This window comes from Bacteroides cellulosilyticus (assembly GCF_020091405.1).
In the GTDB taxonomy this organism is placed as follows: Bacteria; Bacteroidota; Bacteroidia; order Bacteroidales; family Bacteroidaceae; genus Bacteroides.
In genome coordinates, this window is sequence record NZ_CP081903.1 from 5,157,046 (window position 1) to 5,182,660 (window position 25,615).

Below are 25,615 nucleotides of genomic sequence, written 5' to 3' on the forward strand. Positions count from 1 at the left end.
AAAAAGTTAGAGAAAAGATATTATTGAATAGAAAAAAACTATTTTTGCCTGTCGTAATTGATTATTCACCAAAACATCTAAAACAATAGTATGGACAAAGATCTAAAAAAGGTTGTGGTGCTCCTGGCACACCCCAACATGGAAAACTCACAAGCCAATAAAGCCCTGTTTGATGCCATAAAGGATATAGAAGATGTGGCTGTTTTTAATTTATACGAGATGCCGGATGAGGATATCCTCAATATGGATGCATGGAGCCGGATTATATCTCATGCCAATGCAGTGGTATATCAGTTCCCATTTTATTGGATGTCGGCACCATCTTTATTAAAGAAATGGCAGGACGGGATATTTACCTATTTGGCAAAAACTCCGGCAGTAGCCGGTAAACCTTTGTTGGTTGTTACCACTACCGGTTCTGAATTTGATGCGTACCGAAGTGGAGGAAGAAATCGCTTCACGGTGGATGAACTTTTGCGTCCTTATCAGGGTGGTGCTGTGCATGCAGGGATGGTATGGCAGACTCCTTTCGTGGTGTATGGTATGGGAACACCCGATGCGGAAAAGAATATTGCCCTGGCAGCGGATCTTTATAAAAAGCGGGTGATGGCACTTATCGGGAAAGATAAATCGGAAGATAGCTGGTAAAGCGTAAAGTATCAGTCAAAACACTTGATTTTGCCTTTACGATGTCGTATCTTTGTAGAAGTTTTAAGCTGAGTTTTATTATAAACCTAAACCCTTGGTGAAATGGCAAAAGTTATTCTTTCTTTTTCGGAAACTTTTAAATGGTGCACTAATTTGACAGATATTTTATGTAAGACAGGCTGTATGCCGGATAACTATGGGTGGTTTACTCGTTAGCAAATCAAATAGATTATAGTTATTTCAGATGTTCGGTATTTGGAATAATAATAGGCAAAAAAGAAGATAAGGTGGTATTTCCTCACAAGGATTTGCCACCTTTTTTGTTGATTTATATTCAAATTGGGATTGAAAGCATATTTCTGTGCTGTTAATAAACATTGGATACGTTCTTAAAAAAAACGTTCTGATTATTCTTTAAAAACGTTGTTTGCGGTTATTAATGAGTTATTTTAGTTGTCATGATTTCAGAGCTTTTTATGGACTTAATTCATTCCTCTAAAAGAAATCATTTAATTAAGAAATGCGTAGGAAAAAAGAAAAAGTTTTTTCAAGAGAACATTAGTCGTTTATTTATTAACGTCAGTTTACCTCGTTCATGGTAAAAACAAGTTCCAGTTATAATCTTTTTCTGATTGAAATTTGTCCTTTCCCTGTCATATCCGTAACTTTGTAAATCAAAGAACCCGATATGAATCAGGAATTACTAGAACGAACACTAAAGAACCGCCGGATAGAACTGACGAATCAGGAGAAAAAGGATTATTATCCTAAAGAGAATCTTTTTATTCTCTTGTTTGCTTCTGCTATCGTACTGCTAATGCCATTGATGGCAAGGCTCAAGGGGGAGATTATAGAAACGGAGTTTTTATGGTTTTCCGTATTGTTTCCTGCCGTCTCTGTTGCGGTCATTTACATCACTTATTGGAATAAGAAGAATACGCTCAAACTGCATTACATCAACACAGCTCTTACTCCGCAAGAACAGCAAAATGTATTGATGCGACTGGCAAAGGAAAATCGCTGGAAAATAATTCTGTGCAATAAGCGACAATTTGTAGCGGATGATATGTGTATGCGTTGGCATGTACGTGTTGTCGTCATTTTCGGAAATCCGCACATGGCTTATAATAGCCGTTGTAATCCTACTAATAATCGTTGGCACGCTTCCGGTGGCAGGAATTGGGATAATCTGGAAATGATTCGCCAAGCTATCGAAAAAGAATGGGCAATTAAAAATAAGAACTAAAAATACTCTGCTGTTGTCTCAGGATGTCGCAATTCTTGTATGAATTCTTAAAATGAGAGTAGATGATTATCACAATATCCTCTTTTTTTTGTATCATTGCAAACATAATTCTCTAAAGAACATACTATTATGAAAACTAGATTTTTATTATTTGCCGTATTTCTATTGGTGTGCAGCACTGCATTCAGTCAGGACAGTGATAATGCGAAGTATATTGAAGTAACCGGAACTTCGGAAATAACCCTTGTACCCGACGAGATTCATTATCTTATCGAGATTAAAGAATATTGGGAAGAGGAATTTGACGGAAAGTCCAAACCGGAGAATTATCGGACTAAAGTGCCATTGATCGGAATAGAGAGAAATTTAAGAGCTGCCTTGCGAAAGATTGGGATTCCGGAAGACGCCATCCGTACACAAGAGGTAGGTGATTATTGGCGTGAACGCGGATTTGAATTCCTGGTATCTAAACGGTTTGATATTACGTTGACCGATTTTAGTCAGATTGATGAGATTCTAAAGGTTATTGATACGAAAGGAATCAGTTACATGCGCATCGGAGAACTGAAGAGTAAAGATATGCAGGTTTATCGGCAACAAGGTAAGATAGAGGCACTGAAAGCAGCACAAAAGAAAGCAGGATATTTGGTGGAAGCATTAGGCAAACGCTTGGGAGATGTCATCCGCATTGTCGAACCGCAGGAAAGTGCAGGTTATCCCCGGTATTTTGCAGCTCAGAGCAATGTGAGTTCATCACAGTCAGAAGCTTACGATGCTTTCCGTACGATAAAACTGAATTATTCGATGCTGGTGAGATTCGAGATAAAGTAGAAATAAAAAGATTTATTTCTTTTGTTACTGTAGCATTAAAGTGTAACTTTGTACAAAACGTTATGTTATGGGAAAAGTAAAAGAGCCAGCTGTAACTTACTATAGCCGTCCGATGCTGAATGCCTTGCGCAATCACATAAAAGACAGAATAGAACAAATGGACGATGCCGTGCTATTGTCTAAAATCAGCAGCATGCTCGATAAAGATGAGGAAAGCTTTGAGGAGCGTTATCAACGTGCCAAAGAATTTGCATATACACATCTTGACAGGGAATTTGCAGAAGAACTTGAAAAAGAGAATTTTCTGATAGGCAAACCTATACCCTGCCAATATACTGATGAGGAATTTGAAAAAGAATCAAAACAGTCAGAAGCAAGCGGTATTGCTACTGATGAAGAAGTAAAAGCCGCTTTCAATTTATGGCTGAACTTAAAGTAATCTGGACAAAGCGGGCACTTGCCGTATTTCAAAAGACTGCATATTGGTATGCTGCAAATCTGGGAATACAATTCGCTGTCACCTTTGCAAAGAATGTAGATGAAGCGATGCACAAGATTTTATTAATGCCCACTGTTGGCCAGCTCGAAAAACGTGGAAAAGACAAGGAATATAGGTCTATTCTATCTCATCCTCTATGTAGAATTTATTATTGGTACAATAATACGGAAATACATATTGTCAGGCTACGTTTTAATAAAATGAATAAATAATCCGATTGTTTTATTTTTTCATCCTTACCTCATACAAGTCGTTTCTCCTGTCTTTCAGATTACGCACACTGCCGTAAGTATGCAATTCATTCAATAAATCCAGATCCACATCGGATACCAGTATCATTTCTGTATTCGGTGTGGCTTCTGCACGCTTGCCATCCGTCGGGAATGCAAAGTCGCAGGGAGTAAATACACCTGACTGTGCATACTGAATATCCATATTGTGCACACGCGGAAGATTGCCTACACTACCGGCAATGACAACGAAGCATTCATTTTCGATGGCACGGGCATGGGCGCATACCTTTACACGTGAGTAAGCATTTTGCGTATCCGTCAGGAAAGGAACGAATAAAATCTGCATACCCTGGTCTGCCATAATACGGGATAATTCCGGAAATTCCACATCATAGCAAATCAGTACGCCGATCTTAGCACAGTCCGTATCAAATGTCTGCAAAGCCTTTCCGCCACTTAATCCCCAGCTTTTTATTTCATCGGGTGTGACGTGCAACTTCTCATACATCTCAAAACTACCATCGCGGCGACAAAGGAAACCTACATTATACAAAAGTCCATCCTCTTTAATGAGCGGCATGCTACCTGTAATGATATTGATGTTGTAACTGATAGCCAACTTTACAAATCGTTCTCTAATTTCCTCTGTATAAGCCGCCAGTCCGCGAATGGCCTGTGACTCCCCTTCATTATTGAATTTTGCCATCAGCGGAGCATTGAAGTATTCGGGGAAAAGAATGAAGTCACTCTTATAATCGGATACGGCATCCACAAAGAATTCTACCTGTTCAAACAGGTCATCCAGTGTTTGATAACTACGCATCTGCCACTGCACCAATCCTACGCGCACGGTTGTTTTCGGTGCAATATATTCTTCTGTGGGTTCCTGATAGTAAATGTTATCCCATTGCAACAGACAAGCATAATGCCTGGATTCCTCGTCATTCGGCAGATAATTGCGCATCACCTTGCGTACGTGGAAGTCATTGGAAAGTTGAAAGGTCAATACAGGATCGAATATTTCTTTCTGCTTTACCTTATCTATATACTCTTTCGGACGAATCTGATCCGAATACTTATAATAGTTGGGAATACGCCCGCCGAACATAATAGCTTTCAGGTTCAGAGTTTCGCAAAGCTCCTTGCGGTATTCGTACATACGGCGTGCCAGGCGAAGTCCACGGTATTGGGGATGAATAAAGACTTCAATACCATATAATATATTGCCTTTAGGGTTATGGGTATTGAAGGTTTCTTTACCCGTCACCTGTGCGTAAGTATGATCGTTCTTCACATCATCGTAATTCACAATGATGGAAAGGGCGCAGCCGACAATCTTTTCGTCTACCACGGTTACAATCTGTCCTTCGGGGAAAATTCGGATGAGTTTTTCAATTTGTTTGTGTGTCCAAAACACATCGCTGCCATCCGTATATACACGGGTGAATGACTGCGCCAGTTGCTCGTAGTCTTCTATCTGTAAATTACGCAACTGTACTTTGTTGATTTTCAATGAGTCCATAATGTCTCTTTTTTATACCAAAAGTTAAATCCGCTGCAAAGGTACGGTTTAAACTTATACATTGTCTCCCGGAATGCACATTTTTGTGAGAGACTGATTTTGCAATAAAAAAAGAAATGAGGATTTAACACTTTAGGAATAAGAGTATTTTGCTTTTTTTATACTTTTGCATCGTTTTCTACAACTTTCAGTTTATTTCTTACTTAAATTTTAAAAATCATGGCTAAAAAGATGTTATTCCTGGTTGTGCTTTTGTTTTCCCTTACAGGAATGCTCAAGGCACAGGTAACTACTGCCGGAATGAGTGGTAAAGTGATGGCTGACGAAGAATCTGTCATCGGCGCTACGGTTGTAGCCGTACACGAACCTTCCGGAACCAGTTACGGTACTGTTACCAATGTAGACGGACGTTTCAGTCTGCAAGGTATGCGCTCCGGTGGTCCTTACAAGGTGACGGTATCTTACATCGGTTATCAAACGGCAATCTATACAGGTATCCAGCTGCAACTGGGTGAAACTTATTCATTGAATGTAACCCTGCACGAAGCTTCGGAATTATTGGGAGAAATCACTATTACGGCCAGTAAGTCAAAGTTCAGTGCTGAAAAAACGGGAGCTACTACCAATATTTCTTCTGAACAGCTCACCACATTGCCCAGCATTAACCGCAGTATCAGCGACTTTACCCGCATTTCCCCGTATGCTTCAGGAAACTCCTTTGGCGGCCGTGACGGACGTTCCAATACGTTCACGGTAGACGGTGCGAATATGAATAACAACTTCGGTCTGTCGTCTGATTTGCCCGGAGGTGGAAATCCTATTTCGCTGGATGCCATTGATGAAGTGCAGGTAGTGATTGCCCCATACGATGTACGTCAGGCAAACTTTATCGGTGCAGGTATCAATGCCATTACGAAATCGGGTACAAACGCTTACAGAGGTAGCGCTTATATGTACTTCAACAATGAAGTGATGCGCGGTAACAAAATTGGCGATACTGATTTCGGTGTGCGTGCCGAAGAGTCCAAGACTGTTTACGGTGCTACATTGGGCGGTCCTATCATTAAAGACAAGCTGTTCTTCTTTGCAAATGTAGAGTATGAAAAGAGTCCGCAGCAAGTAATTACATGGCGTGCGGCAAGAGAAGGAGAAGACCCGAATAACTCCACTATTTCACGCACTACGGAAGCAGATCTGGCGGAATTCTCCCAGATTCTGAAAGACAAATACGGATACAATACCGGTTCGTTCACAGATTTCCCAGCCGATGTCACCAACCTGAAATTATTGGGTCGTATTGACTGGAATATCAATCAGGGAAATAAGTTGAGCGTACGCTATAACTTTACCAATAATAAAACCTGGAACGCACCCAATGGCAGTTCGGGAAATACCGGGTATCGTTTGGCATACAACCGTGTTTCGGCCTACTCCATGTCTTATGCAAACTCTTGCTATTCTTTGCAGAACATTGTAAACTCGGCTACTGCCGAATTGAACAGCCGTTTCTCTTCCAACGTTTCCAATCAGCTGTTGTTTACATACAGTGACATGAAAGATGAACGCGATACGAACTCCAGCCCCTTCCCTTTCATTGATATTATGGCCGGATACTACGAAAACGGTAATCAGATATTAGAGCCTTACATGACTGCCGGTTACGAATTGTTTACCTATAACAACCTGGTGAAAAATACGGTTATGACTATTGTGGATAACTTCACCTATTACCTGGGAGCTCATAAATTAACGGCAGGTATCAGCTACGAACGTCAGAAAGCCGGAAACTCATACATGCGCAACGGAACCGGATATTATCGTTATTCCAGCTTCGAGGATTTCAAAAATGGAGCTGCACCCGAATCGTTTGCCTTGGCTTATGGGTACAATGGTAATACAAAACCTTCTGCGGACGTGAAATTCGGTCAGTTGGGTGTTTATCTGCAAGATGAATGGAACATACGCGATAACTTTAAATTGACTGCCGGTATACGTATGGATAATCTCAGTTTCCTGAATGATATTATGCGTAATCAGGCTATCTATAATCTGGACTTCAACGGTATGCATATTGATACGGGTGCATGGCCCGATAGCAAACTGCAATTCTCACCGCGTGTAGGTTTCACCTGGGATGTGTTCAATGATAAGACATTAAAAGTGCGTGGTGGATCAGGATTCTTCACCGGACGTATTCCTTTGGTGTTCTTTACCAATATGCCTACCAACTCGGGTATGATTCAAAATCTGGTAAGTATTACGACCAGATATAAGGATGGTGTTGTAACCAGTCGCAATCCCCGCCTGGATTTGCTGAAAGGTACTATGATAACGGATGTAAACCAGATGATTTCCACATTGGGACTTCCTGCCACCATCAGTCCGGAAGAAGGTGTATTGCCAAGCTCCATAGTGGGCATCGATCCGGACTTCAAGATGCCGCAAGTCTGGAAAACCTCATTAGCTTTGGATTACCAGCTGTCTGTATCTTTCCCGCTGACGGTTACACTGGAAGGAATGTTCTCTAAGGATATCAATGCGGTGCGCCAATACAACTACAACGTGCAGGCTCCGGATAAAGATACATGGTCACGTTTTAACGGACCGGATGATCGTTACATCTATCCTGAAAACTTCCTGCAACACACGAATATTAGTAGCGCGAATGTATTAACAAACACTTCTAAAGGTTGGGGATGGACAGGTAACATTACCGTAATGGCAGAACCCGCCAAGAATGTAAATATTATGGCAGCCTATACTCATACCGAATCAAAGGAAATCAGTGGTATGCCCGGTTCGGATGCTAACTCCGCCTGGACAAACGTTCCATCCATCAACGGACCGAACAGCTCGGGACTCATGCGTTCGCAATATGTCACTCCCAACCGTGTAGTTGCTTCCATCAACTGGCGCGTACACTTAAATAAGAAAACATCTTCAAATTTCAGCCTCTTTTATAGCGGATATTCATCCAGTGGCTATAGCTTTATGTACTCTAATGATATGAATGGCGATGGCGTAACCAATGACCTTATTTACATTCCGAAGACTAAAGATGAAATCAAGTTCACGAGTGCCGAAGATGCAGATGCTTTCTGGAAGTTCGTGAGTCAAGACCCTTATCTGAAGAAGCATAAAGGCGAATATGCCGAAGCTTATTCTGCACGTGCTCCCTGGGTACACCGCTTTGATTTCCGTTGGAGTCGCGACTTCTTCGTGAAGATTGGCAAAACTAAGAATACGCTGCAACTCAGCCTGGATATCCTGAATATAGGTAACTTGCTGAACAGCAAATGGGGTGTAACGAAAAACATGTCCGGTGCTAATGGCGGACGAATTCTGACCTATAAGGGTAAGGATGAGAGCAACACTCCTATTTTCTCTATGTACAAAGATAGTGACGGTAGTTATCCTACTGAAAGCTTCACCCGAAACTTGAATTACAGCGAATGTTGGAAGCTTCAGATCGGTCTGCGATACGTATTCAATTAAAGATTCCGAACTTATATTTATCAAAAAAGAAAAGGTGCAACCTAAACATACCGGTTGCACCTTTTTGCATTTATAAGATATTAAAGGAGAGAGAATTTTATTTGTTTTTTCTCCAAAGTTTACTCATGTCTTCCAGAGTCTTGCCCTTCGTTTCGGGTACCCAACGCCAAACAAAGAAGGCGGCTGCAACGCAGATGATGCCATACAAGCTGTATGCGAACATCGGACTGAAGTCGTACAGTGCCGGGAACGTGGACGATACAATATAATTGAATATCCATTGGAAAGCTACCGCAATGGCCACAGCTTTACCACGAATGGTATTCGGGAAGATTTCAGAAATCAATACCCAGCAAATCGGTCCCCATGACATCATAAAGAAAGCTGCGTATACAATTACGGAAAATACCGGAAGAATACCTTTGATTCCCATGCTGTCGCACATTGCCACTGCAAATGCACCTACCGCCATACCAATAGAACCGATAATCAGCAACGGCTTGCGTCCGAAACGGTCTACAGTAAAGATGGCTACAAGCGTAAATACAATGTTTACAATACCCATGATAACAGTTTGCATCATGCCACCGCCTTCAGCACCTGCACTTTCGAAAATACGCGGAGCATAGTATAATACTGCATTAATACCAATAGCCTGTTGGAATACGGAAAGCATGATACCGATAACGATAACTGCCACACCGTAAGAGAATAGTTTCTCTGTCTTTTCCTTGGAAGTAGCCTTGATTTCCGCCAGAATTTCTTTTGCTTTGTTTGCACCATTCACCTTCTCCAGGATAGAGTATGCCTTTTCGTCCTGATGTACCAGCACCAGATAACGCGGGGTCTTCGGTACGAAGAAAAGAAGGAAACCAAATAATGCAGCCGGGAATGCTTCCGAACCAAACATATAACGCCAGCCGGTTTGTACGCTCCACATATCCGAAGCGGCGTTCACAGACAATATGCCTTCAGCGCTTTTATCGATAATAGGATTCGTGTGATCGCCCATAATCAGGTAGTTAACGAAGTAAACCACCAACATACCGAAGATAATGGCAAATTGGTTACAAGATACCAGTGTTCCACGAATGTTAGAGGGCGCAATTTCTGCAATATACATCGGACATACGGCAGAGGCAAGACCTACACCAATACCGCCCAATACACGATACAAATTGAATGCGATGAGCAATTCCATGTTTGGCTCACCGTAGTTGAAGAATAAAAATTCGGGATAGTAAGATCCCAATGCAGACAGGAAGAACAGCACGGATGCCAGTCTCAACGAATTGCGTCGTCCCAGGCGGGAAGCGAAGAAACCGGAAAGAGCACCACCGATCACACAGCCGATAAGTGCGCTGGAAGAAGTGATACCGTGCATCACCTTGTCATATTGGAAATCCGTAGCCATCAGGAAGAAAGCTTCCAAACCCTTCTCCGCGCCCGAGATTACCGCCGTATCGTAACCGAACAGCAGGCCTCCCAAAATGGCAACGGTTGTAATAGAATATAGGTAGAGTTTACTACCATTGTTAGCATCATTCATGATAAAAAAAGATTAGGTTGATAAATGAGTAAAAAGTGATAAGGTGGTAGAGTGATAAGGGTGATAGAGTGATATCACTTTACCACTTATCACTCTATCACCCTACCACCTTTATTATATTAGCAATACATATTCACGATTGCTTCATACAATTCTTGCTTACCGCTGGTTTGCTTCGGTTCGCCGTTAGCTTTCGCATAAGCTACAACATCTTCCAAAGACAATTTGCCTTCTTCGAATTCCTTACCCTTGCCACCGTCGAATGATGCGTAACGGTCAGCCAACATTTTCTTATAAGGAGATTCTTCCAGTAATTTAGCTGCACTTTCCAGAGCACGTGCCATAGCATCCATACCTGCAATGTGAGCGATGAAGATATCTTCCAGGTCGGTAGAGTTACGACGGGTCTTAGCATCGAAGTTAGTACCGCCATTGCCCAAACCACCGTTGCGGATGATCTGCATCATAGCCTGAGTTAGTTCGTAGTTATCGATAGGGAATTGGTCAGTATCCCAACCGTTCTGGTAGTCACCACGGTTAGCATCAATAGAACCCAACATGCCGTTGTCAACAGCTACAGCCAGTTCGTGTTCGAAAGTATGGCCAGCCAAAGTTGCGTGATTAACCTCGATGTTTACTTTGAAATCCTTATCCAAACCGTGAGCTTTCAGGAAGCCGATAACAGTTTCAGTATCTACGTCATACTGATGTTTTGTCGGTTCCATCGGTTTCGGCTCAATCAGGAAAGTACCTTTGAAGCCACGAGCACGTGCATAGTCACGAGCGATAGTCAACATCTTTGCAAGGTGTTCTTTTTCACGTTTCTGGTCAGTGTTCAGCAAAGACATGTAACCTTCGCGACCGCCCCAGAACACATAGTTTGAACCACCCAGTTCGATAGTAGCGTCAATAGCGTTTTTGATCTGAACAGCAGCGCGTGCTACAACGTCGAAATCAGGATTGGTAGCAGCACCGTTCATATAACGTGCATGGCCGAATACGTTAGCAGTACCCCACAACAGCTTGATACCAGTTTCAGCCTGTTTTTCTTTTGCATAAGCTACGATAGCTTTCAGATTAGCTTCATATTCTTCGATGCTTGCACCTTCAGAAATCAGGTCTACATCGTGGAAGCAATAGTATTCGATACCCATCTTCTGCATGAATTCGAAACCTGCATCCAATTTATTTTTAGCTGCTTGCAAAGCGTCAGAGTCACCATTCCAAGGGAATTGTTTCGTTCCGCCACCGAATTGGTCACCACCTTCTGCGCAGAGAGTGTGCCACCAAGCCATAGCAAACTTCAACCAATCTTTCATCTTCTTACCCATGATTACCTTCTCAGCATCGTAGTAACGATATGCCATCGGGTTCATACTCTCTTTACCTTCGAATTTAATCTTTCCTATTCCGGGAAAATACTCTTTTGTTGCCATAATTTTAATTGAATTTTAAAGGGTTAATTATGTTTTTATTGTTAACTGTATTACTTTAATTCTCCTCGTTTTCAGAGGAGAGTTAAGTTGGCATTATTTTGCCATTGATTTTTCCAAACGATGTTTCCAGCGTGCATAAGCATCTGCATATTCCTGGCGCTTAGCCTGATTAGGCTCGATAACATCCAGTTTTTCCAGCGTTGCGAATGCCTCGTTATTATCTTTATAGATACCTGCACCGATACCTGCTCCCTTGGCTGCACCTACCGAACCATCCGTATCGTACAGTTCGATCACAGCTCCCGTCACACCTGCCAGCGTATCGCGGAAGATGGAGCTAAGGAACATATTTGCATGGCCTGCATGGATTTTCTGTACAGGGATGCCCATACCTTCCATAATATCTATACCATACTTGAATGAGAATACAATGCCTTCCTGAGCTGCACGCACAATGTGTTGCTTGCTATGCAGATTGAAGTTCAAACCACGGATAGAGCAGTTGATCTCTTTATTTTCGAGCATGCGTTCCGCACCGTTACCGAAGGGCAGAATACTGATACCTGCACTACCGATAGGAGCTTGTGATGCCAGTACATTCATTTCATTGTAAGAGATGCCTTCGGGAGCAATCGTACGTTTCACCCAAGAATTAAGAATACCCGTACCATTGATGCAAAGCAACACACCCAGACGGGTTTGTTCGTCCGTATGGTTTACGTGAGCGAATGTATTTACGCGTGATTTCGGATCATAGTTCACTTCACCGTTCACACCATATACAACACCCGAAGTGCCTGCTGTAGAAGCTATTTCTCCCGGATTGAATACATTCAGTGAAAGAGCGTTATTCGGTTGGTCACCTGCACGATATGTGATCGGTGTACCTTCCTTTAATCCCAATTCTTTTGCTGCGGCAGCATTCACACGGCCTTGTTCGGAGAATGTGGGTTTGATGTCCGCAATCAGAGAGTTATCGAAACCATAATAATCCATCAGGAAGTCGGCTACACGATTGTTTTTGAAATCCCAGAACATGCCTTCCGAAAGTCCGGAAACAGTGGTACAGATTTCACCGCTCAACTTCATGGCGATGTAATCACCCGGCAACATAATCTTATAAATCCGTTCGTAGATGGCCGGTTCGTTTTCCTTTATCCATGCCAGTTTAGAGGCAGTGAAGTTACCCGGAGAGTTCAACAGATGTGAGAGACATTTCTCTTCTCCCAGCGTTTCGAAAGCTTTCTGTCCGTAAGGCACAGCACGCGAGTCACACCAGATTATGGAAGGACGCAGCACATTCTGGTCTTTGTCCACACATACCAATCCATGCATCTGATAAGAGATACCGATTGCCTTGATTTCACCTGCGTTTGCACCCGATTCATTCATGACAGCCTGTGTGGCAAGCTTCAGATTTTCCCACCAGCTTTCGGGATTTTGTTCCGCCCAACCCGGTTTAACTGCAATGATTGCCGCCTCTGTCTTCGGAAAGAAAGCAGAAGATACACATTTGCCGGTTTCGGCGTTTACCAGGCTCGCTTTTACGGACGAGCTTCCAATGTCATAGCCTAATAAATACATGCTTTTAATTTATGATTTTTGATTTATGATTTATTTTGTTTGAAATTTATGCCCTTTGATCTATGATTTATTCCGCTTATGATGAATCATAAATCTCTTCATCTTCTTACCTTATTATATATCTTCTTATCGAATCGATAATAGCGTGCGGCACGGTGGGCAACTCCCTGTTGTTTTTCCTCCAATGGAACAACGTATTCCATCATCGCTATTTTCTTGTGGAAGTTCCGCACATCAATAGGCTTGCCATATATTAATTCATATAAAGTACGCAGTTGTGATGCCGTAAACTTACGGGGAAGCAGATCGAACAAGGCCGACGGATTAATCTCCACGTACTGGCGGATATATACCAATGCTTCTTTAATAATCAGATTATGGTCGAAAGCCAATGCCTTAATATCTTGCAGTGCCACCCAATATGCTTCGAAATCAGCCAGATTCCGGCTCAGTGCCCGGTCTATCTTCACCAATGACAGGTAAGCAATAGTAACGATACGCTCCACCTTCGATTCCATGGCCCGTTCCAGCCAATGAATGTCTTTCGGGTCCTTCGTCCGGTTTTTGGAACCGAATGCCTTGAACTGCATCAGGTTGACGTTCTTCAATCCTGTCAGTTCGTTCAATACACGCTGTGCAGCTTCATCCAGATCTTCATCCATATAGATCAGGCTTCCGGGAAGCTTCATGTCGTGAAAAATTTCACCTTGCTCCTCACCTACACGTTTTATCAACAGAACCTTTAATTGTTCTCCGTCAAAGCCAATCACTACACAGTCTACTGAGATATGATTGTTTGCCAATGGGGTTTTATGTTCCATGTTTTGCATAATATCCATGTTTAAGCGCTGCAAATATAAACAGGTTTTTTGAATATACAAGCAAGTAAAACTCATTTTTTATTATGTTGTAAAGCATTATTTTTCAATATAATACATATCGTACTTATTACAATATCAAAACATAGCCTTATCGTTGAAAATACAATATGTATTATTGATAAACAGTAGAATTAGCTAATTGTAGGAAGTACAATAAGAGTGAAGTGCTTTATTCTTAAGGATTTTAGTATCTTGTGCAAGAAATAAAAATGTGGGCTCTTATTGTATTTTTACACGCCATCTCCGTAGTATCTCCATATCAACTCTATATCAACTCCGTGTCAAGTCCGTACCTGCTCCGTATCAAGTCCGTATCAGCACTTATCCTATAGACACGGAGCAGGTACGGACTTGACACGGCTCTGATACGGAGATTGTGCGCAAGGAACTCCTTTAAACACTGTAACTCTCGTCTCCGGTTTCGGTAGCATTGCACAAAAATCCTTCATTTGTGCGGTCAATATCAGAAAAAGCTATACCTTTGCACCACTTTTTTTAATTAACTACTAAAACAAGAACAGTATGAAAGCATTTGTATTTCCGGGTCAAGGTGCCCAATTCGTAGGAATGGGAAAAGACTTGTATGAAAACTCCGCTTTAGCAAAAGAATTGTTTGAAAAAGCCAATGATATCCTGGGATATCGCATTACGGATATTATGTTCAACGGTACGGACGAAGACCTGCGTCAGACGAAGGTAACTCAACCTGCCGTATTCCTCCACTCCGTTATCTCCGCACTTTGTATGGGTGATGATTTTAAACCTGAAATGACTGCCGGTCACTCATTGGGCGAATTCTCTGCTCTGGTTGCTGCCGGTGCATTGAGTTTCGAAGATGGATTGAAGCTGGTTTATGCTCGTGCCATGGCCATGCAGAAAGCTTGCGAGGCACAACCCTCTACAATGGCGGCTATCATTGCCCTCTCCGATGAAAAAGTAGAAGAAATCTGCGAGCAAGTAACCGCTGAAGGTGAAGTTTGCGTTGCAGCCAACTATAACTGTCCGGGACAGATCGTAATTTCCGGTTCTATCGAGGGCATCAACAAGGCATGCGAACTGATGAAGGCTGCCGGAGCGAAACGTGCTTTACCTTTAAAGGTAGGCGGTGCTTTCCACTCTCCACTGATGAATCCTGCAAAAGTTGAATTGGAAGCAGCTATCAACGCTACTGAAATCCACGCTCCCAAATGTCCGGTTTATCAGAATGTAGATGCATTGCCTCACACTGATCCGGAAGAGATCAAGAAGAATCTCGTTGCTCAGCTGACTGCTTCTGTACGCTGGACACAGACTGTTAAGAATATGGTTGCTGATGGTGCTACAGACTTCACAGAATGTGGCCCAGGTGCTGTACTGCAAGGTCTGATCAAGAAGATTGCACCGGAGGTATCTGCTCACGGTATTGCATAATCCTTAAATACAACATATTTGTAAGGGCTGTCTTTTTAACCAAAGACAGCCCTTTATTTTGTAATCATACTATCCGCATTCAGAATAGGAAAATAAACAGCATCTCAACAAAACTTTTTCATGTAAGTATGAAAGTTCTACATTCAACTTGCATTATCTTTAGATAAGATAAGCTGCATCTCAGCATAACTTTTTCATGCAAGCATGAAAGTTCTGCGTTCGATTTGCATTATCTTTGCAAAAACATGCATGATATGGAGAAAATCGACGAATACAGAAACACCCTTGCAATGCCTCTTTGCAAACTATCAATAGATAAGCTGGTGCAGGAAATATGCCTGCATCCGGAATACCTTAAAGATATATACCAGTTGATTTCCGATGATAAAATCGTCGTTTCATGGCGGGCTATATGGGCATGTGAGAAAGTAAGTGAGAAGCATCCCGGCTGGTTTGTTCCATTGCTGGATGATATTATTCAGCGATTATTGGTCTGCCAACATGATGGTTCCAAACGGTTATTGCTGTCTATATTATATAATGTACCTGCATCTGATCCTGTCTCTGTCGATTTGCTAAATTATTGCCTGGATCACATGTTGGCCCCACAAGAAAGTATCGGTGTGCAGGCATTATCTATCAGAATGGCTTACCAGCTTTGCAAGTCTGAGCCGGAACTTTTGAAAGAGCTGCAACTCATATTAGAGAATGCAGATACCGAATATTACTCCACAGGCGTTAAGACTACCATACGGAATATCCTAAAAAAGATAAATAAATAATTGAAGTTTCGCAAGTTATGATATTCAGGAGTTAAAATCAGCTATAAAACAAATTAAATCCAATAACTATAACAAGCAATGTCATGATGCAAAACTAGCAATATTCCGCATTACAAGATTGCTAGTTTTGCATCATGACATTGCTTGTTATGTTCCGTTTAAGGCTTCCGGGTGGGTTACCGTATTATTTTTCGCAGACTGTTCTTGAAAAAGTATAACAATATTAAGACCAATAAAAGGCTTATTAGGGGTCAAAATAGGTTCAGGGTCACTTATAACCCTATTTATAGGTCATTTTTATTTGTATTAGCCAATATAATGCTAATATACAGACTGTTGACTTTTTTAGACTTTTGCAAAAAACGTATTTCAGTAGATTTGGAATATTACAATTCGAACAAACCTTAAATAGGTAAATATTTAATACAAAAAGTAAAACAATAAAGCGGAAGTAATAAAGAGTGAATAATAAAATCTTTATTCCTTAGTAGTTTAGCACTATTACAGTATGTTTTATTTACATCTATTTTAAATATCTTATTCATTTAAGCAGGAATTGGGGGTATAAGTGACCCTGAACCTATTTTGACCCTTAAATAGTACACTTTTTGTCTTTTTTTTGAGGCATAACAGATTGATATACAATCATTAATCATCAGAGAATCATTTTGTCCATGAGTTCACTTCATACACGCTGTTTTAGAAGAAAGTAAGAACCGTCTTTCTGATTGTCAAAAGAAAAAAATGCAACATGCGTTCGCGGTTAATTTATCACTTCAGCAAAAGTTAAGAAGTTAAGTTTCGTAAGTACTGTTTTCCACTCCTAATTTACAGGTAGTGTACCCTAAATTATTTTTCTGTAATCCCCATCACTTTTCTTCTTAAACCCATTGCTTAGCAGTACCTTTATTGAAGCCGTGTTTTCTTCGGAAGGGTCCGCCGCTATTTCACGTCCTCCCAATTCAATGATTTTTTCTTCCAACTTCCTGATAATCATTTTACCGATACCTCTATTCAGATACTCTTCTTCGCCAATCAAATATCCGATCTCGTACGTATGATTCTTTTCAGATATGTCTCCATACAAACTCTCAAAGTCGTGCCCTTCTTCCTCCAAGTCTTTCAAGAAAAAGCAATCAGCATAAAGACAATATCCGATCTTCTTATCCTTATAGTAAACAATAAAATGTTTCATAAAGTCATATTTGCCATCTCTATTACTGACTTCGTCCAACCAAGCCTCCTTCTGTTCTTCCCCATCCGGACATAGCCATTTGTAAATATAATCTTTTCTCAACCATCTATCAAACCACAATATATCTTCGCCAAGCAGAGGCTTTAATACTATTTCGTCTGTATCAATCATAAATTCATGTATGTCATTTCATGTTTATTCAACCCGATTTCCTTTCACATCAATAAAGAACGTTTCACCGTTCAGCTTCTTCGCCTGTTGCAGCATCTAAAAAGCCCCATCTACCATTGTATTCCGTTGGCACTAATTTTTGTACTTTCATTTTTTGAGTATCCATAATAGTATAATCCGTTAAATATTGAATTGATAAATAAGAAATAGTTCAAGCCTGCTTTCTGCTGTAAAGATAGGAATTAAATTGAGACTGAGCGCAGAACTCAGTAATAAGGCTGGTGAATAGCAGTTTATCCAAGAAAAAGGAAGAAGCTGAAATAGAATAACTTATTAAAATTTGGCACGCCATTGTGAATAAACTATATTTGTACATTCATTATAAGTACTATAATTATGCAAGATTTTGTAAACGGACGCTGTGGTTGGTGCGGAACTGACGAACTGTATGTGAAATACCATGATCAAGAGTGGGGAAATTTAGTGACCGACGACAAGACACTGTTCGAGTTTCTTGTGCTGGAGAGCGCCCAGGCCGGATTAAGTTGGATAACCATCCTCAAAAAACGTGAGGGATATCGCAAAGCCTTTTGTGGTTTCGATGCCGAACAAGTAGCACAAATGACCGATGAAGATGTCGAGCGGCTGATGCATTTTGATGGTATCGTGAAGAACCGTCTGAAAATCAAATCTACCATCACAAATGCAAGGCTATTCCTCGCCATACAAAAGGACTTCGGCAGTTTCTATGAATATACACTGTCGTTCTTTCCTGATAGAAAACCGATTATCAATACCTTTCAATCCTTGAGTGAGATTCCGGTATCATCTCCCGAATCCGATGCCATGAGCAAGGATATGAAAAAACGAGGATTCAAGTTCTTCGGATCTACGATCTGCTACGCCCATTTGCAGGCTGCGGGATTCGTCAACGATCATCTGGCGGACTGTATCTGTCGAAAAGGATAAATGACAGTATAACTTCATACAAAGTAAAAGGCGGTATTTCCTCGTATGGATTTACCGCCTTTTCATTTTACTTCTTTATTCCCAAAATACTTCTTGCTTTCTCTTCACTGGAGATAAAATCGAGTGCATTGATTATCTCGTCATAATTCTCCCGGTCGGAAATATTCGGAGCTAAGATTTTCAGGACTTCCAGTTTGTCATCATCAAACCGGTATATCGACATCATCCGCACACACTGCTTGCAATTCAATCCTCTGTTACCGATTCCGGCTTCCAATAATTCCAGTTGATCGTCTTTGAAAGGTTTGCCTTTCACTTTGTTGTAAAGCGACTGAAAATCCCTTTCGTCCATCACCCTTCCAACGGTGACGTGCGGACGGGAAGGAGCCGTTCCACTGATTTCCACAGACGGATAAACCGCTACAGGAGGATTGGTATACTTCTCGTAAGAATCCATATAAGTCACTTTTCCGTCCACAAATCCAAGGTCGATGATCGTTATACCGGGAGCTCCGGAAATACTTTTCTCATATCTCCATCCTTCCACTTCGTGATCGAAGCTACGGTGCATCGGCTGTCCCAATATGGATGTGATCTCCTCTTTAGTCATCCCTTTCTGAATTTTCATCAGGGTATTACTGTCAATCCCTAAAATCATGGCACAACCACCCATACAGATTGCAAATGCCAGTAGTGCTAATGTCAGTTTTATTGTTTTCATTGTATATATTGTTTTTAGTTTTTATGTTGCTACAAATATAAGTGGAGAAAAGCATATAATATTATCTTTTTCCCTATTATTTAGGGAGATTTCCCTATTATACCAATATTCACAGTGCTCCGAATTCTCTTCAAATCACAGGAAATAAGAGAACAATTCTGGTAACTTGTTTGAAACTTATTCTGTGGGCCCTGTCCATCACTTTATCGGCGGATGGAGCCTTACTCCCGATCAGCGCTACATCGGTATATCCCGACTGCTTTATCCTTTCTTCGTGGGGCTACTGCTTTCGCGCATCAACAAACTGATAAAGATAAAAAGAGGATTTTATTGGTGTTCATTGCTGATAGCTGCCATTTTAGTTATGCCCCGCATCGGCGGCACGGAAGCCATGTGGATGAACGGTGCCTACGAAGCTTTTTGTGTACTTATTATGTTCCCTTTAATAGTAGCGATGGGAGCAGGCAGTAATGTGACAGGAAAACGTTCCGTAGCCATCTGCCAATTTCTCGGAGAGATCTCCTACCTTCTTTATATCACACATTTTCCGCTGATTTATATGCAGATAGCCTGGGCACGGAATCATCCGGACGCACCTTTAGGCATGCATATTTTGTTTGCAGTTTCCATCTTCATTTTATCCATCGCTATCGCGTATGCTTGCCTTAAACTGTATGACGAACCGGTACGTGAATGGCTGAAAAGGCGTTTTTTAATGAAAAAAAGGTAAAACTATGGCGAAAAGTATCTTTTTCTTATCTTTGGCACATTAATATGATGAGTAAGTCATCTCCGTAATGACTTGAATGCTCTAAAAATTAGTAGATCTCAATATATGAAAACAGAATTAGAAAAGTGCTTAGCCGGAGAACCGTTTAATGGCGGTGACAAAGTATTGGCAGATATGACGCTGAATGCTAAAAGATTGTTGAAGCGGCTAAATGAAACGGACTATGCCGACACGGAACAGAGAAAGCGAATCTTTCATGATTTGTTCGGCAAGATGGGAGAACATGTTCACATCGATATTGATTTCCATTGCGAATACGGGAAGCATATTTTCATCGGTGACCAGGTTATCATCAATATGAACTGTACGTTTGTAGACAACAACATCATCGAGATAGGCGACAATGTGTTGATAGCGTCCAATGTACAGATATACACAGCCACCCACTCTACCAAATTACAAGAAAGAGTCGTGGCGGATTGGGAAACAGGAGAAGGTATTTGCAAAACCTATGCACTCCCCGTGAGAATAAATGATGGAGCGTGGATTGGTGGTGGTGCAATAATCCTACCGGGAGTGACAATTGGGAAAAACAGTGTCATAGGTGCCGGCAGTATAGTAACCCACTCTATTCCTGACAACTGCGTAGCCGTAGGAAATCCTTGCAGGGTGATTAAACAAATTGATAATGAAGTAGTTTAACAGAACTATCACAATGTATCATTGATCTGTATTCCTCAAAGTATTTAAGCTATACTTTGAGGAATATTTTCTGTGAAGGACTGATTTTAGAATCATTTCAATGCCTTGCCATCCGAAAAAGCCTTACCCACCTTTTCGCCCACCTTCAGATAGTCGTTGTTGAACGGATCGAAGATGATGGGAGCTACTTTAGAAGCATCTACTTTTCCGTTTTCATCAAGTACACGCTCGTCTACACTTACATTTACGATCTCTCCACGTAAGATGCAGGTTTCGGGATTGTAATCTTTCAGTTTGCACTCCACCGCTACGGACAGTTCGTCAATCAGCGGAGCATCCACGAACTCCGAACGGGTAGCATGGAAGCCTGCACGGGCGAATTTGTCCGTTACCTTATTGCCGGAAACAATACCTACGTAATCGCAGGCAACAACTTGCCCCACTTCCGCCATACTTACTGTAAATGCTTTGCGCTTCAGGATATTCGCAGTGGTCTTGTGTCCTTCGCTGATGCAAATACTGATCTCTTTCATCTCACTGATACCACCCCAAGCCGCATTCATAGCGTTTGGAAGTCCATTTTCATCATAAGCAGCGATGATAAACACCGGCTGCGGATAGGAAAAGGGTTTTGCTCCATAATTTTTTCTCATACTAATTTATTTTTTAGTCCATTGTTTAATGTCTTCTTTGGTTGCACCGTTCAGCAGTTTGCCTTTCTGCCACTTCAGGTTGGAATAAGTCTTCTGCAACTCTTTTTCGGAATTGGAGATACTGCTTCCGCCCGATGTGGCAAACAGAATAACCGTCTTACCTGAAAAATCACCACTTTCTATAAAAGTATTAATGATTCTCGGAGCTAAATTCCACCAGATGGGAAAACCTATATAAACACTATCATAGTCCGCCAGGTTCGCCGACTTGGAGCTTAAGGCAGGACGTGATATAGATTACTTTTCCGTAGCAAACGCTTCGATTCGGGAAGCATATTGCAATGATACAAAATTACGGAGTATTATCCAGTATACAGGTATATAAATTACAGAATATATAACCAATATTACGGATAAAAGAAAAGGTGGGCATGTAAAATGTAAAAGCGGATTGTCCTTTCGATTTATTTTGTAATTTTACGAGCATTCTTTCAAAAGAAGTGTAATCTATAAATTCTACTGCTATGGATCGGTATCTAAAGAAATTCTGGGGCAATCATTTTCAATTTAATTGGAAATTAGGCGTATTTCTCATATTGTTATTCGGAATACCCCGTTTCATAATCGTTCTACAATCTTATGTAGACAGAAGTTACGGCACTGTTATGTTCGTATTTTTAAGCATGTGGATTATCCCGTTCATTCTTCTTACAAAGTATGGTCGAAAAGGCATAGGGCTTAAACGTCCCGCGCATTGGTGGAGAATAGGAGTTTCTTTCCTGTCTGGCGGAGTTATTTGCTTGGCCATATTCGGTTTATTTTCTTTTCTGTATGGGCAATCTGTCGAAAACGCATTTGTATATATCGGGGGAAATAACCCCAGTAGTGGTATAACAGGAGATGATAAATTGTTGTACTTCACAATCGCTGTTATTCCAAGCATGATATTTAGTCCGATAGGCGAAGAATTCCTGTATCGAGGCATTATTCACGGGTGCTTTGTCCCTAAGTTCGGAGAGACAAAGGCTTCATACTTTGATTCACTGGCTTTTGCATTAACGCATGTAGCTCATTTCGGGATCGTTTATACACTGGGAACATGGTGCTTCTTACCGATTCCTGCTTTGCTTTGGGTGTTTTCAATGTTTATAGTCAGCCAGGTGTTTTTCAGATGCAAGCTGTATTGTGATTCACTTTGGGGAGCAATAGCGGCACATTCGGGATTTAATTTCGTAATGATGTATGGTATATTCTATTTGTTATAATCATACTATTTTACCCTGATTGATGGCTATAACGGGAATGAGTTTCTCCTTTCTGCTGGCATACAGCGTATCATTAATCACAATACACACTTGGTTGTTTCCGTCTTTGAATCTGGGCACGATGTAGCCACCTGAAAAGCCCGTCACCGATTCTGCATCGAAAGGAAAGAAAGATTGTTTCATGTTCCAGTCCTTATCAAAGAAGGCTACTAAGTGCGATTTCTGATACTCTCTTTTGTAGGTTCCCCAATATCCGTTGGATACACCTATAAAGTTGGATATACTATCTTTGGGGTATTCGCTGACAAATGTCCCGTCCGGCTTATATAATTTAGTCTTATTAGGAGTTGCAACATAAATCAACTCTTTTTCTTCATCAAAAAAGCGAGAAAAGATGTCGGCATATTCTTCAGGTCCATTTCCCTTCCTGTCCATCACAGAAAGAAAAGAACCGTTTTCGGCATTAAAGAAATAAAAACTCGTCTTATCTCCGATGACTATGTACTTTGGAGTCACATTAAGGAGGTACGCATTAGCACTCAACAGGCATTTATCATTCGTTTCCAGCCGGATCGTTTTCGGATTTTTGAAAAGAGACTGATATTGTGCCGAAGTGTAGTCCACATCAAAGTGTTCGACACCTTTATCTATATTGACTGTAGAAACCTGATCATGCGAACCTTTTTCTCCGGAGCAAGCCGTGAGAAGAAAAAGAGAGATGCAGAGAAAGGAAATACAAGAGTGTCGCATATTGTTTTTTGTTACGTTGTAAATTGGGCTAATTTATAAAAAAAAAACGAATAGACAAGATGTTATCTCAGAAAAATGAGAAGAATAAAAAATAAAAAAACGAATAGTCGGAAAAACCAACCCAAATACTTGACTTCGCCTTTCTGATGTAGTATCTTTGTAGAGCTTTAAAAAACTGAATTGTAATATTAAACCTAAAACCTTAGCAAATGGCAAAACTGATTCTTTCTTTCTCCGAATTGGCCGGTACGTATTTCCCTAGTTGTTCTATTCCGAAAAATGCGGTAATATCTTTACAACGAAGCATTAGAAGAGGAGTTGGAGAAGGTGGATAGTGTGAATTTATATTCACTTCACCAACTTTCCGAACTTTATTAAATAAAATTTTAAGATATATATGAATAAACTAAGAATGCAAACAAAAAATCAGGCAGATGAGAACTTCACAAAACTCGCTGCACTGTTTCCAAATGCTGTGACGGAAACTATTGATATCAATGGTAACCTAGTTAGAGCTATTGATAAAGACATACTGATGCAAGAGATTTCTACATGTGTCGTAGAAGGTAGAGATGAACGTTACCAGTTCTCTTGGCCAGACAAAAGAAAAGCTATTCTTGCTGCAAATGCTCCAAGTACGAATACGCTTCGCCCTTGTATAAAAGAAAGCTATGGAGACTTTAATACAACCGAAAATCTTTATATAGAAGGTGACAATCTTGAAGTTCTTAAGCTCCTGCAAGAGAATTATTTGAATGCAGTCAAACTGATTTATATAGATCCACCTTATAATACAGGTAAAGAATTCGTATATTCAGACAAATTTTCTCAGACTACATCAGAATATATGTTGCGTTCCGGCCAATATGATGAAGATGGAAATCAGCTATCTCCAAATATGGAGTCTAATGGACGCTTCCATACTGACTGGCTTAATATGATGTATTCTCGTTTAAAGATTGCTCGCAATCTACTTACAAAAGACGGTGTAATATTTATTAGTATTGACCAGAATGAGGTTGAGAATTTGAAAAAGATTTGTAATGAACTATTTGGATCAACAAATTTTGTTGGTGAAATTATTTGGCAATCGGCTACAGATAACAACCCTCGTCAAATATCAACAGAGCATGAGTATATTCTTTGTTTTGCAAAGGATGTGAATTTCCTTACCCCATGGTTTATTGAGTCTGACAAAGCTCAAAAGATTAATGAGCAATATAAATTGATAAAGCATAAAACCACTGACATTGCTGAACAGCAGAAACAATTACGCCAATGGATAAAAGCCAATGAGATAGATTTAAAGGGAGTATCTCATTACAACAATGTGGATGAACGTGGTGTGTACAGTAATTCCACAAATTCATCTAATACAAAACCTGGTGGTTATACATTTGATATCATTCACCCTGTTACTGGTAAACCGTGTGTGAAGCCTGCATTTGGTTGGCGCTGGACTGAAAAAACTTTCTGGGATTACGATAAGGTTGGTGATATTGAGTGGGGAAAAGATGAAACAACACAACCTCACGTTAAAAAGCGAATTGAGACTGTTAAAGAACAGTTTAAAAGTATATATTACGAAGATGGTAGAGCTTCAACCAAGCAACTAGAACAATTGCTTGGTGGCAAAAAAATATTTGATAATCCAAAATCTGTTCTTTTATTAAGTCGTATTATTGGTTTTGCAGCACCAGATGATGATTGTGTTATCTTGGACTTCTTCTCTGGCTCTGCAACAACTGCTCATGCTGTAATGGAGATGAATGCAAAAAATGGTACTCATAAAAAGTTTATCATGGTACAGTTGCAGGAGCCTACTGAACCAGCAAGTAAGGCAGGTTTCAAAAATATTTGTGAGATAGGAAAAGAACGTATACGACAAGCATCTAAGATGCTAAAAGAAACATACCCCAATGCTTCGTTTGATGCTGGTTTTCGTGTGTTAAAACTAGATTCAAGTAACATGCAGCAAGTATGGTATACTCCTAACGATTATGTTGCACAGAACTTATTTGAATCTACTGTTGATAATGTAAAACTAGACAGAACAGCTGATGATTTATTATTTCAGGCTATGTTGGAATTAGATTGTCCTCTCTCAAGTAAAATTGAGACAACTATTATTCATGGTAAAACTGTATATTCAGTTGCAGATGGTTATATGATGGCTTGTTTTGAACCGGGAGTTACTGATGAAGTTATTTCTGAAATAGCTCAAAGCAAACCATATTATTTTGTAATGCGAGATAATTGTATGGCAAACGATAGTGTTGCTGTTAACTTTGAACAGTTATTTAAGTCATATAGCCCTGATACCCATCTTAAGGTATATTAAAT

The 25,615-nt window shown here is 40.6% G+C and carries 21 protein-coding genes and 2 pseudogenes; 13 read left to right on the forward strand and 10 right to left on the reverse strand.

What is annotated here, in order from left to right; all coding sequences use genetic code 11:
• Positions 1 to 90: 90 nt before the first annotated feature.
• From K6V21_RS19465 to K6V21_RS19485, 5 genes are all read left to right on the forward strand, one after another.
• Positions 91 to 648: an NAD(P)H-dependent oxidoreductase gene (locus K6V21_RS19465; protein WP_118437482.1), complete on the forward strand. Its 558-nt coding sequence runs from the start codon at positions 91 to 93 to the stop codon at positions 646 to 648.
• 688 nt (positions 649 to 1,336) lie between these two features.
• Complete coding sequence (locus K6V21_RS19470; RefSeq protein WP_007662720.1) at positions 1,337 to 1,894, forward strand: hypothetical protein; 558 nt, start codon at positions 1,337 to 1,339, stop codon at positions 1,892 to 1,894.
• A gap of 129 nt (positions 1,895 to 2,023) precedes the next feature.
• Complete coding sequence (locus K6V21_RS19475; protein WP_217714002.1) at positions 2,024 to 2,725, forward strand: SIMPL domain-containing protein; 702 nt, start codon at positions 2,024 to 2,026, stop codon at positions 2,723 to 2,725.
• Positions 2,726 to 2,792: 67 nt separating this feature from the next.
• Positions 2,793 to 3,164 carry a hypothetical protein gene (locus K6V21_RS19480; RefSeq protein ID WP_224319594.1) on the forward strand — a complete coding sequence of 124 codons (372 nt, stop codon included), beginning with the start codon at positions 2,793 to 2,795 and terminating at the stop codon, positions 3,162 to 3,164.
• Entirely contained in the window at positions 3,146 to 3,436 is a 291-nt protein-coding gene (locus tag K6V21_RS19485; protein WP_217714001.1) for a type II toxin-antitoxin system RelE/ParE family toxin, read from the forward strand. The genes K6V21_RS19480 and K6V21_RS19485 overlap by 19 nt, the downstream gene beginning before the upstream one ends.
• 10 nt (positions 3,437 to 3,446) lie before the next feature.
• Here the strand turns inward: K6V21_RS19485 and K6V21_RS19490 are convergent, their stop codons facing one another.
• Positions 3,447 to 4,979: a carbon-nitrogen hydrolase family protein gene (locus tag K6V21_RS19490; protein WP_195739224.1), complete on the reverse strand. Its 1,533-nt coding sequence runs from the start codon at positions 4,977 to 4,979 to the stop codon at positions 3,447 to 3,449.
• A 219-nt stretch (positions 4,980 to 5,198) separates the two neighbouring features.
• Here K6V21_RS19490 and K6V21_RS19495 point away from each other — a divergent pair, with 219 nt between their 5' ends.
• Positions 5,199 to 8,474, forward strand: a complete 3,276-nt coding sequence (locus K6V21_RS19495) for a TonB-dependent receptor domain-containing protein (RefSeq protein ID WP_224319595.1) — start codon at positions 5,199 to 5,201, stop codon at positions 8,472 to 8,474.
• Positions 8,475 to 8,571: 97 nt separating this feature from the next.
• On the opposite strand, the gene xylE is transcribed toward K6V21_RS19495, so the two are convergent.
• From xylE to K6V21_RS19515, 4 genes are all read right to left on the reverse strand, one after another.
• On the reverse strand, positions 8,572 to 10,023 hold the full coding sequence (xylE, locus tag K6V21_RS19500) for a D-xylose transporter XylE (protein ID WP_224319596.1): 1,452 nt from the start codon (positions 10,021 to 10,023) through the stop codon (positions 8,572 to 8,574).
• 119 nt (positions 10,024 to 10,142) lie between these two features.
• Positions 10,143 to 11,459: a xylose isomerase gene (gene xylA, locus K6V21_RS19505; protein WP_007214097.1), complete on the reverse strand. Its 1,317-nt coding sequence runs from the start codon at positions 11,457 to 11,459 to the stop codon at positions 10,143 to 10,145.
• Between the two features lie 93 nt (positions 11,460 to 11,552).
• Positions 11,553 to 13,043 (reverse strand): xylulokinase, encoded by a 1,491-nt coding sequence (locus tag K6V21_RS19510; protein WP_044271095.1) that lies wholly within the window; start codon positions 13,041 to 13,043, stop codon positions 11,553 to 11,555.
• Between the two features lie 98 nt (positions 13,044 to 13,141).
• A complete protein-coding gene (locus K6V21_RS19515) occupies positions 13,142 to 13,873 on the reverse strand; it encodes an NUDIX hydrolase (RefSeq protein ID WP_118464887.1) in 732 nt (243 codons plus the stop codon).
• A gap of 573 nt (positions 13,874 to 14,446) precedes the next feature.
• Here K6V21_RS19515 and fabD point away from each other — a divergent pair.
• Positions 14,447 to 15,334, forward strand: coding sequence for an ACP S-malonyltransferase (gene fabD / locus K6V21_RS19520; protein WP_007214093.1), 888 nt, complete (start codon positions 14,447 to 14,449; stop codon positions 15,332 to 15,334).
• 254 nt (positions 15,335 to 15,588) lie between these two features.
• Positions 15,589 to 16,116 (forward strand): hypothetical protein, encoded by a 528-nt coding sequence (locus tag K6V21_RS19525; protein ID WP_408912618.1) that lies wholly within the window; start codon positions 15,589 to 15,591, stop codon positions 16,114 to 16,116.
• Positions 16,117 to 16,960: 844 nt separating this feature from the next.
• Here the strand turns inward: K6V21_RS19525 and K6V21_RS19530 are convergent.
• Positions 16,961 to 17,482, reverse strand: a complete 522-nt coding sequence (locus K6V21_RS19530; RefSeq protein WP_224319597.1) for a GNAT family N-acetyltransferase — start codon at positions 17,480 to 17,482, stop codon at positions 16,961 to 16,963.
• Positions 17,483 to 17,878: 396 nt separating this feature from the next.
• Here K6V21_RS19530 and K6V21_RS19535 point away from each other — a divergent pair, with 396 nt between their 5' ends.
• Positions 17,879 to 18,451: a DNA-3-methyladenine glycosylase I gene (locus tag K6V21_RS19535; RefSeq protein WP_224319598.1), complete on the forward strand. Its 573-nt coding sequence runs from the start codon at positions 17,879 to 17,881 to the stop codon at positions 18,449 to 18,451.
• 67 nt (positions 18,452 to 18,518) lie between these two features.
• Here the strand turns inward: K6V21_RS19535 and K6V21_RS19540 are convergent, their stop codons facing one another.
• Positions 18,519 to 19,172 (reverse strand): DUF4476 domain-containing protein, encoded by a 654-nt coding sequence (locus tag K6V21_RS19540; RefSeq protein ID WP_224319599.1) that lies wholly within the window; start codon positions 19,170 to 19,172, stop codon positions 18,519 to 18,521.
• Positions 19,173 to 19,374: 202 nt separating this feature from the next.
• Here K6V21_RS19540 and K6V21_RS19545 point away from each other — a divergent pair.
• Positions 19,375 to 19,902, forward strand: a pseudogene (locus K6V21_RS19545) (acyltransferase family protein); the annotation flags it as partial.
• A 105-nt stretch (positions 19,903 to 20,007) separates the two neighbouring features.
• Entirely contained in the window at positions 20,008 to 20,604 is a 597-nt protein-coding gene (locus K6V21_RS19550) for a sugar O-acetyltransferase (protein WP_224319600.1), read from the forward strand.
• A gap of 92 nt (positions 20,605 to 20,696) precedes the next feature.
• On the opposite strand, the gene K6V21_RS19555 is transcribed toward K6V21_RS19550, so the two are convergent.
• Both K6V21_RS19555 and K6V21_RS19560 read right to left on the reverse strand, forming a co-directional pair.
• Positions 20,697 to 21,257: a flavin reductase family protein gene (locus tag K6V21_RS19555; RefSeq protein ID WP_007214069.1), complete on the reverse strand. Its 561-nt coding sequence runs from the start codon at positions 21,255 to 21,257 to the stop codon at positions 20,697 to 20,699.
• Between the two features lie 6 nt (positions 21,258 to 21,263).
• Positions 21,264 to 21,554: pseudogene (locus K6V21_RS19560) on the reverse strand (flavodoxin); the annotation flags it as partial.
• Between the two features lie 368 nt (positions 21,555 to 21,922).
• Between K6V21_RS19560 and K6V21_RS19565 the strand changes: the two are divergent.
• Positions 21,923 to 22,522, forward strand: coding sequence for a CPBP family intramembrane glutamic endopeptidase (locus K6V21_RS19565; RefSeq protein WP_224319601.1), 600 nt, complete (start codon positions 21,923 to 21,925; stop codon positions 22,520 to 22,522).
• Here K6V21_RS19565 and K6V21_RS19570 read toward each other — a convergent pair whose 3' ends face one another.
• Entirely contained in the window at positions 22,523 to 23,272 is a 750-nt protein-coding gene (locus tag K6V21_RS19570; RefSeq protein WP_224319602.1) for a 6-bladed beta-propeller, read from the reverse strand. It lies immediately after the preceding gene.
• Positions 23,273 to 23,669: 397 nt separating this feature from the next.
• Here K6V21_RS19570 and K6V21_RS19575 point away from each other — a divergent pair, with 397 nt between their 5' ends.
• Entirely contained in the window at positions 23,670 to 25,613 is a 1,944-nt protein-coding gene (locus K6V21_RS19575; RefSeq protein ID WP_224319603.1) for a site-specific DNA-methyltransferase, read from the forward strand.
• Positions 25,614 to 25,615: the final 2 nt, after the last annotated feature.

Coding starts and splice junctions, on each gene's coding strand:
- K6V21_RS19465 (WP_118437482.1), top strand. CDS start 91: ATGGACAAAGATCTAAAAAAGGTTGTGGTGCTCCTGGCACACCCCAAC.
- K6V21_RS19470 (WP_007662720.1), top strand. CDS start 1,337: ATGAATCAGGAATTACTAGAACGAACACTAAAGAACCGCCGGATAGAA.
- K6V21_RS19475 (WP_217714002.1), top strand. CDS start 2,024: ATGAAAACTAGATTTTTATTATTTGCCGTATTTCTATTGGTGTGCAGC.
- K6V21_RS19480 (WP_224319594.1), top strand. CDS start 2,793: ATGGGAAAAGTAAAAGAGCCAGCTGTAACTTACTATAGCCGTCCGATG.
- K6V21_RS19485 (WP_217714001.1), top strand. CDS start 3,146: ATGGCTGAACTTAAAGTAATCTGGACAAAGCGGGCACTTGCCGTATTT.
- K6V21_RS19490 (WP_195739224.1), bottom strand. CDS start 4,979: ATGGACTCATTGAAAATCAACAAAGTACAGTTGCGTAATTTACAGATA.
- K6V21_RS19495 (WP_224319595.1), top strand. CDS start 5,199: ATGGCTAAAAAGATGTTATTCCTGGTTGTGCTTTTGTTTTCCCTTACA.
- xylE (WP_224319596.1), bottom strand. CDS start 10,023: ATGAATGATGCTAACAATGGTAGTAAACTCTACCTATATTCTATTACA.
- xylA (WP_007214097.1), bottom strand. CDS start 11,459: ATGGCAACAAAAGAGTATTTTCCCGGAATAGGAAAGATTAAATTCGAA.
- K6V21_RS19510 (WP_044271095.1), bottom strand. CDS start 13,043: ATGTATTTATTAGGCTATGACATTGGAAGCTCGTCCGTAAAAGCGAGC.
- K6V21_RS19515 (WP_118464887.1), bottom strand. CDS start 13,873: ATGCAAAACATGGAACATAAAACCCCATTGGCAAACAATCATATCTCA.
- fabD (WP_007214093.1), top strand. CDS start 14,447: ATGAAAGCATTTGTATTTCCGGGTCAAGGTGCCCAATTCGTAGGAATG.
- K6V21_RS19525 (WP_408912618.1), top strand. CDS start 15,589: ATGGAGAAAATCGACGAATACAGAAACACCCTTGCAATGCCTCTTTGC.
- K6V21_RS19530 (WP_224319597.1), bottom strand. CDS start 17,482: ATGATTGATACAGACGAAATAGTATTAAAGCCTCTGCTTGGCGAAGAT.
- K6V21_RS19535 (WP_224319598.1), top strand. CDS start 17,879: ATGCAAGATTTTGTAAACGGACGCTGTGGTTGGTGCGGAACTGACGAA.
- K6V21_RS19540 (WP_224319599.1), bottom strand. CDS start 19,172: ATGAAAACAATAAAACTGACATTAGCACTACTGGCATTTGCAATCTGT.
- K6V21_RS19550 (WP_224319600.1), top strand. CDS start 20,008: ATGAAAACAGAATTAGAAAAGTGCTTAGCCGGAGAACCGTTTAATGGC.
- K6V21_RS19555 (WP_007214069.1), bottom strand. CDS start 21,257: ATGAGAAAAAATTATGGAGCAAAACCCTTTTCCTATCCGCAGCCGGTG.
- K6V21_RS19565 (WP_224319601.1), top strand. CDS start 21,923: ATGTTCGTATTTTTAAGCATGTGGATTATCCCGTTCATTCTTCTTACA.
- K6V21_RS19570 (WP_224319602.1), bottom strand. CDS start 23,272: ATGCGACACTCTTGTATTTCCTTTCTCTGCATCTCTCTTTTTCTTCTC.
- K6V21_RS19575 (WP_224319603.1), top strand. CDS start 23,670: ATGAATAAACTAAGAATGCAAACAAAAAATCAGGCAGATGAGAACTTC.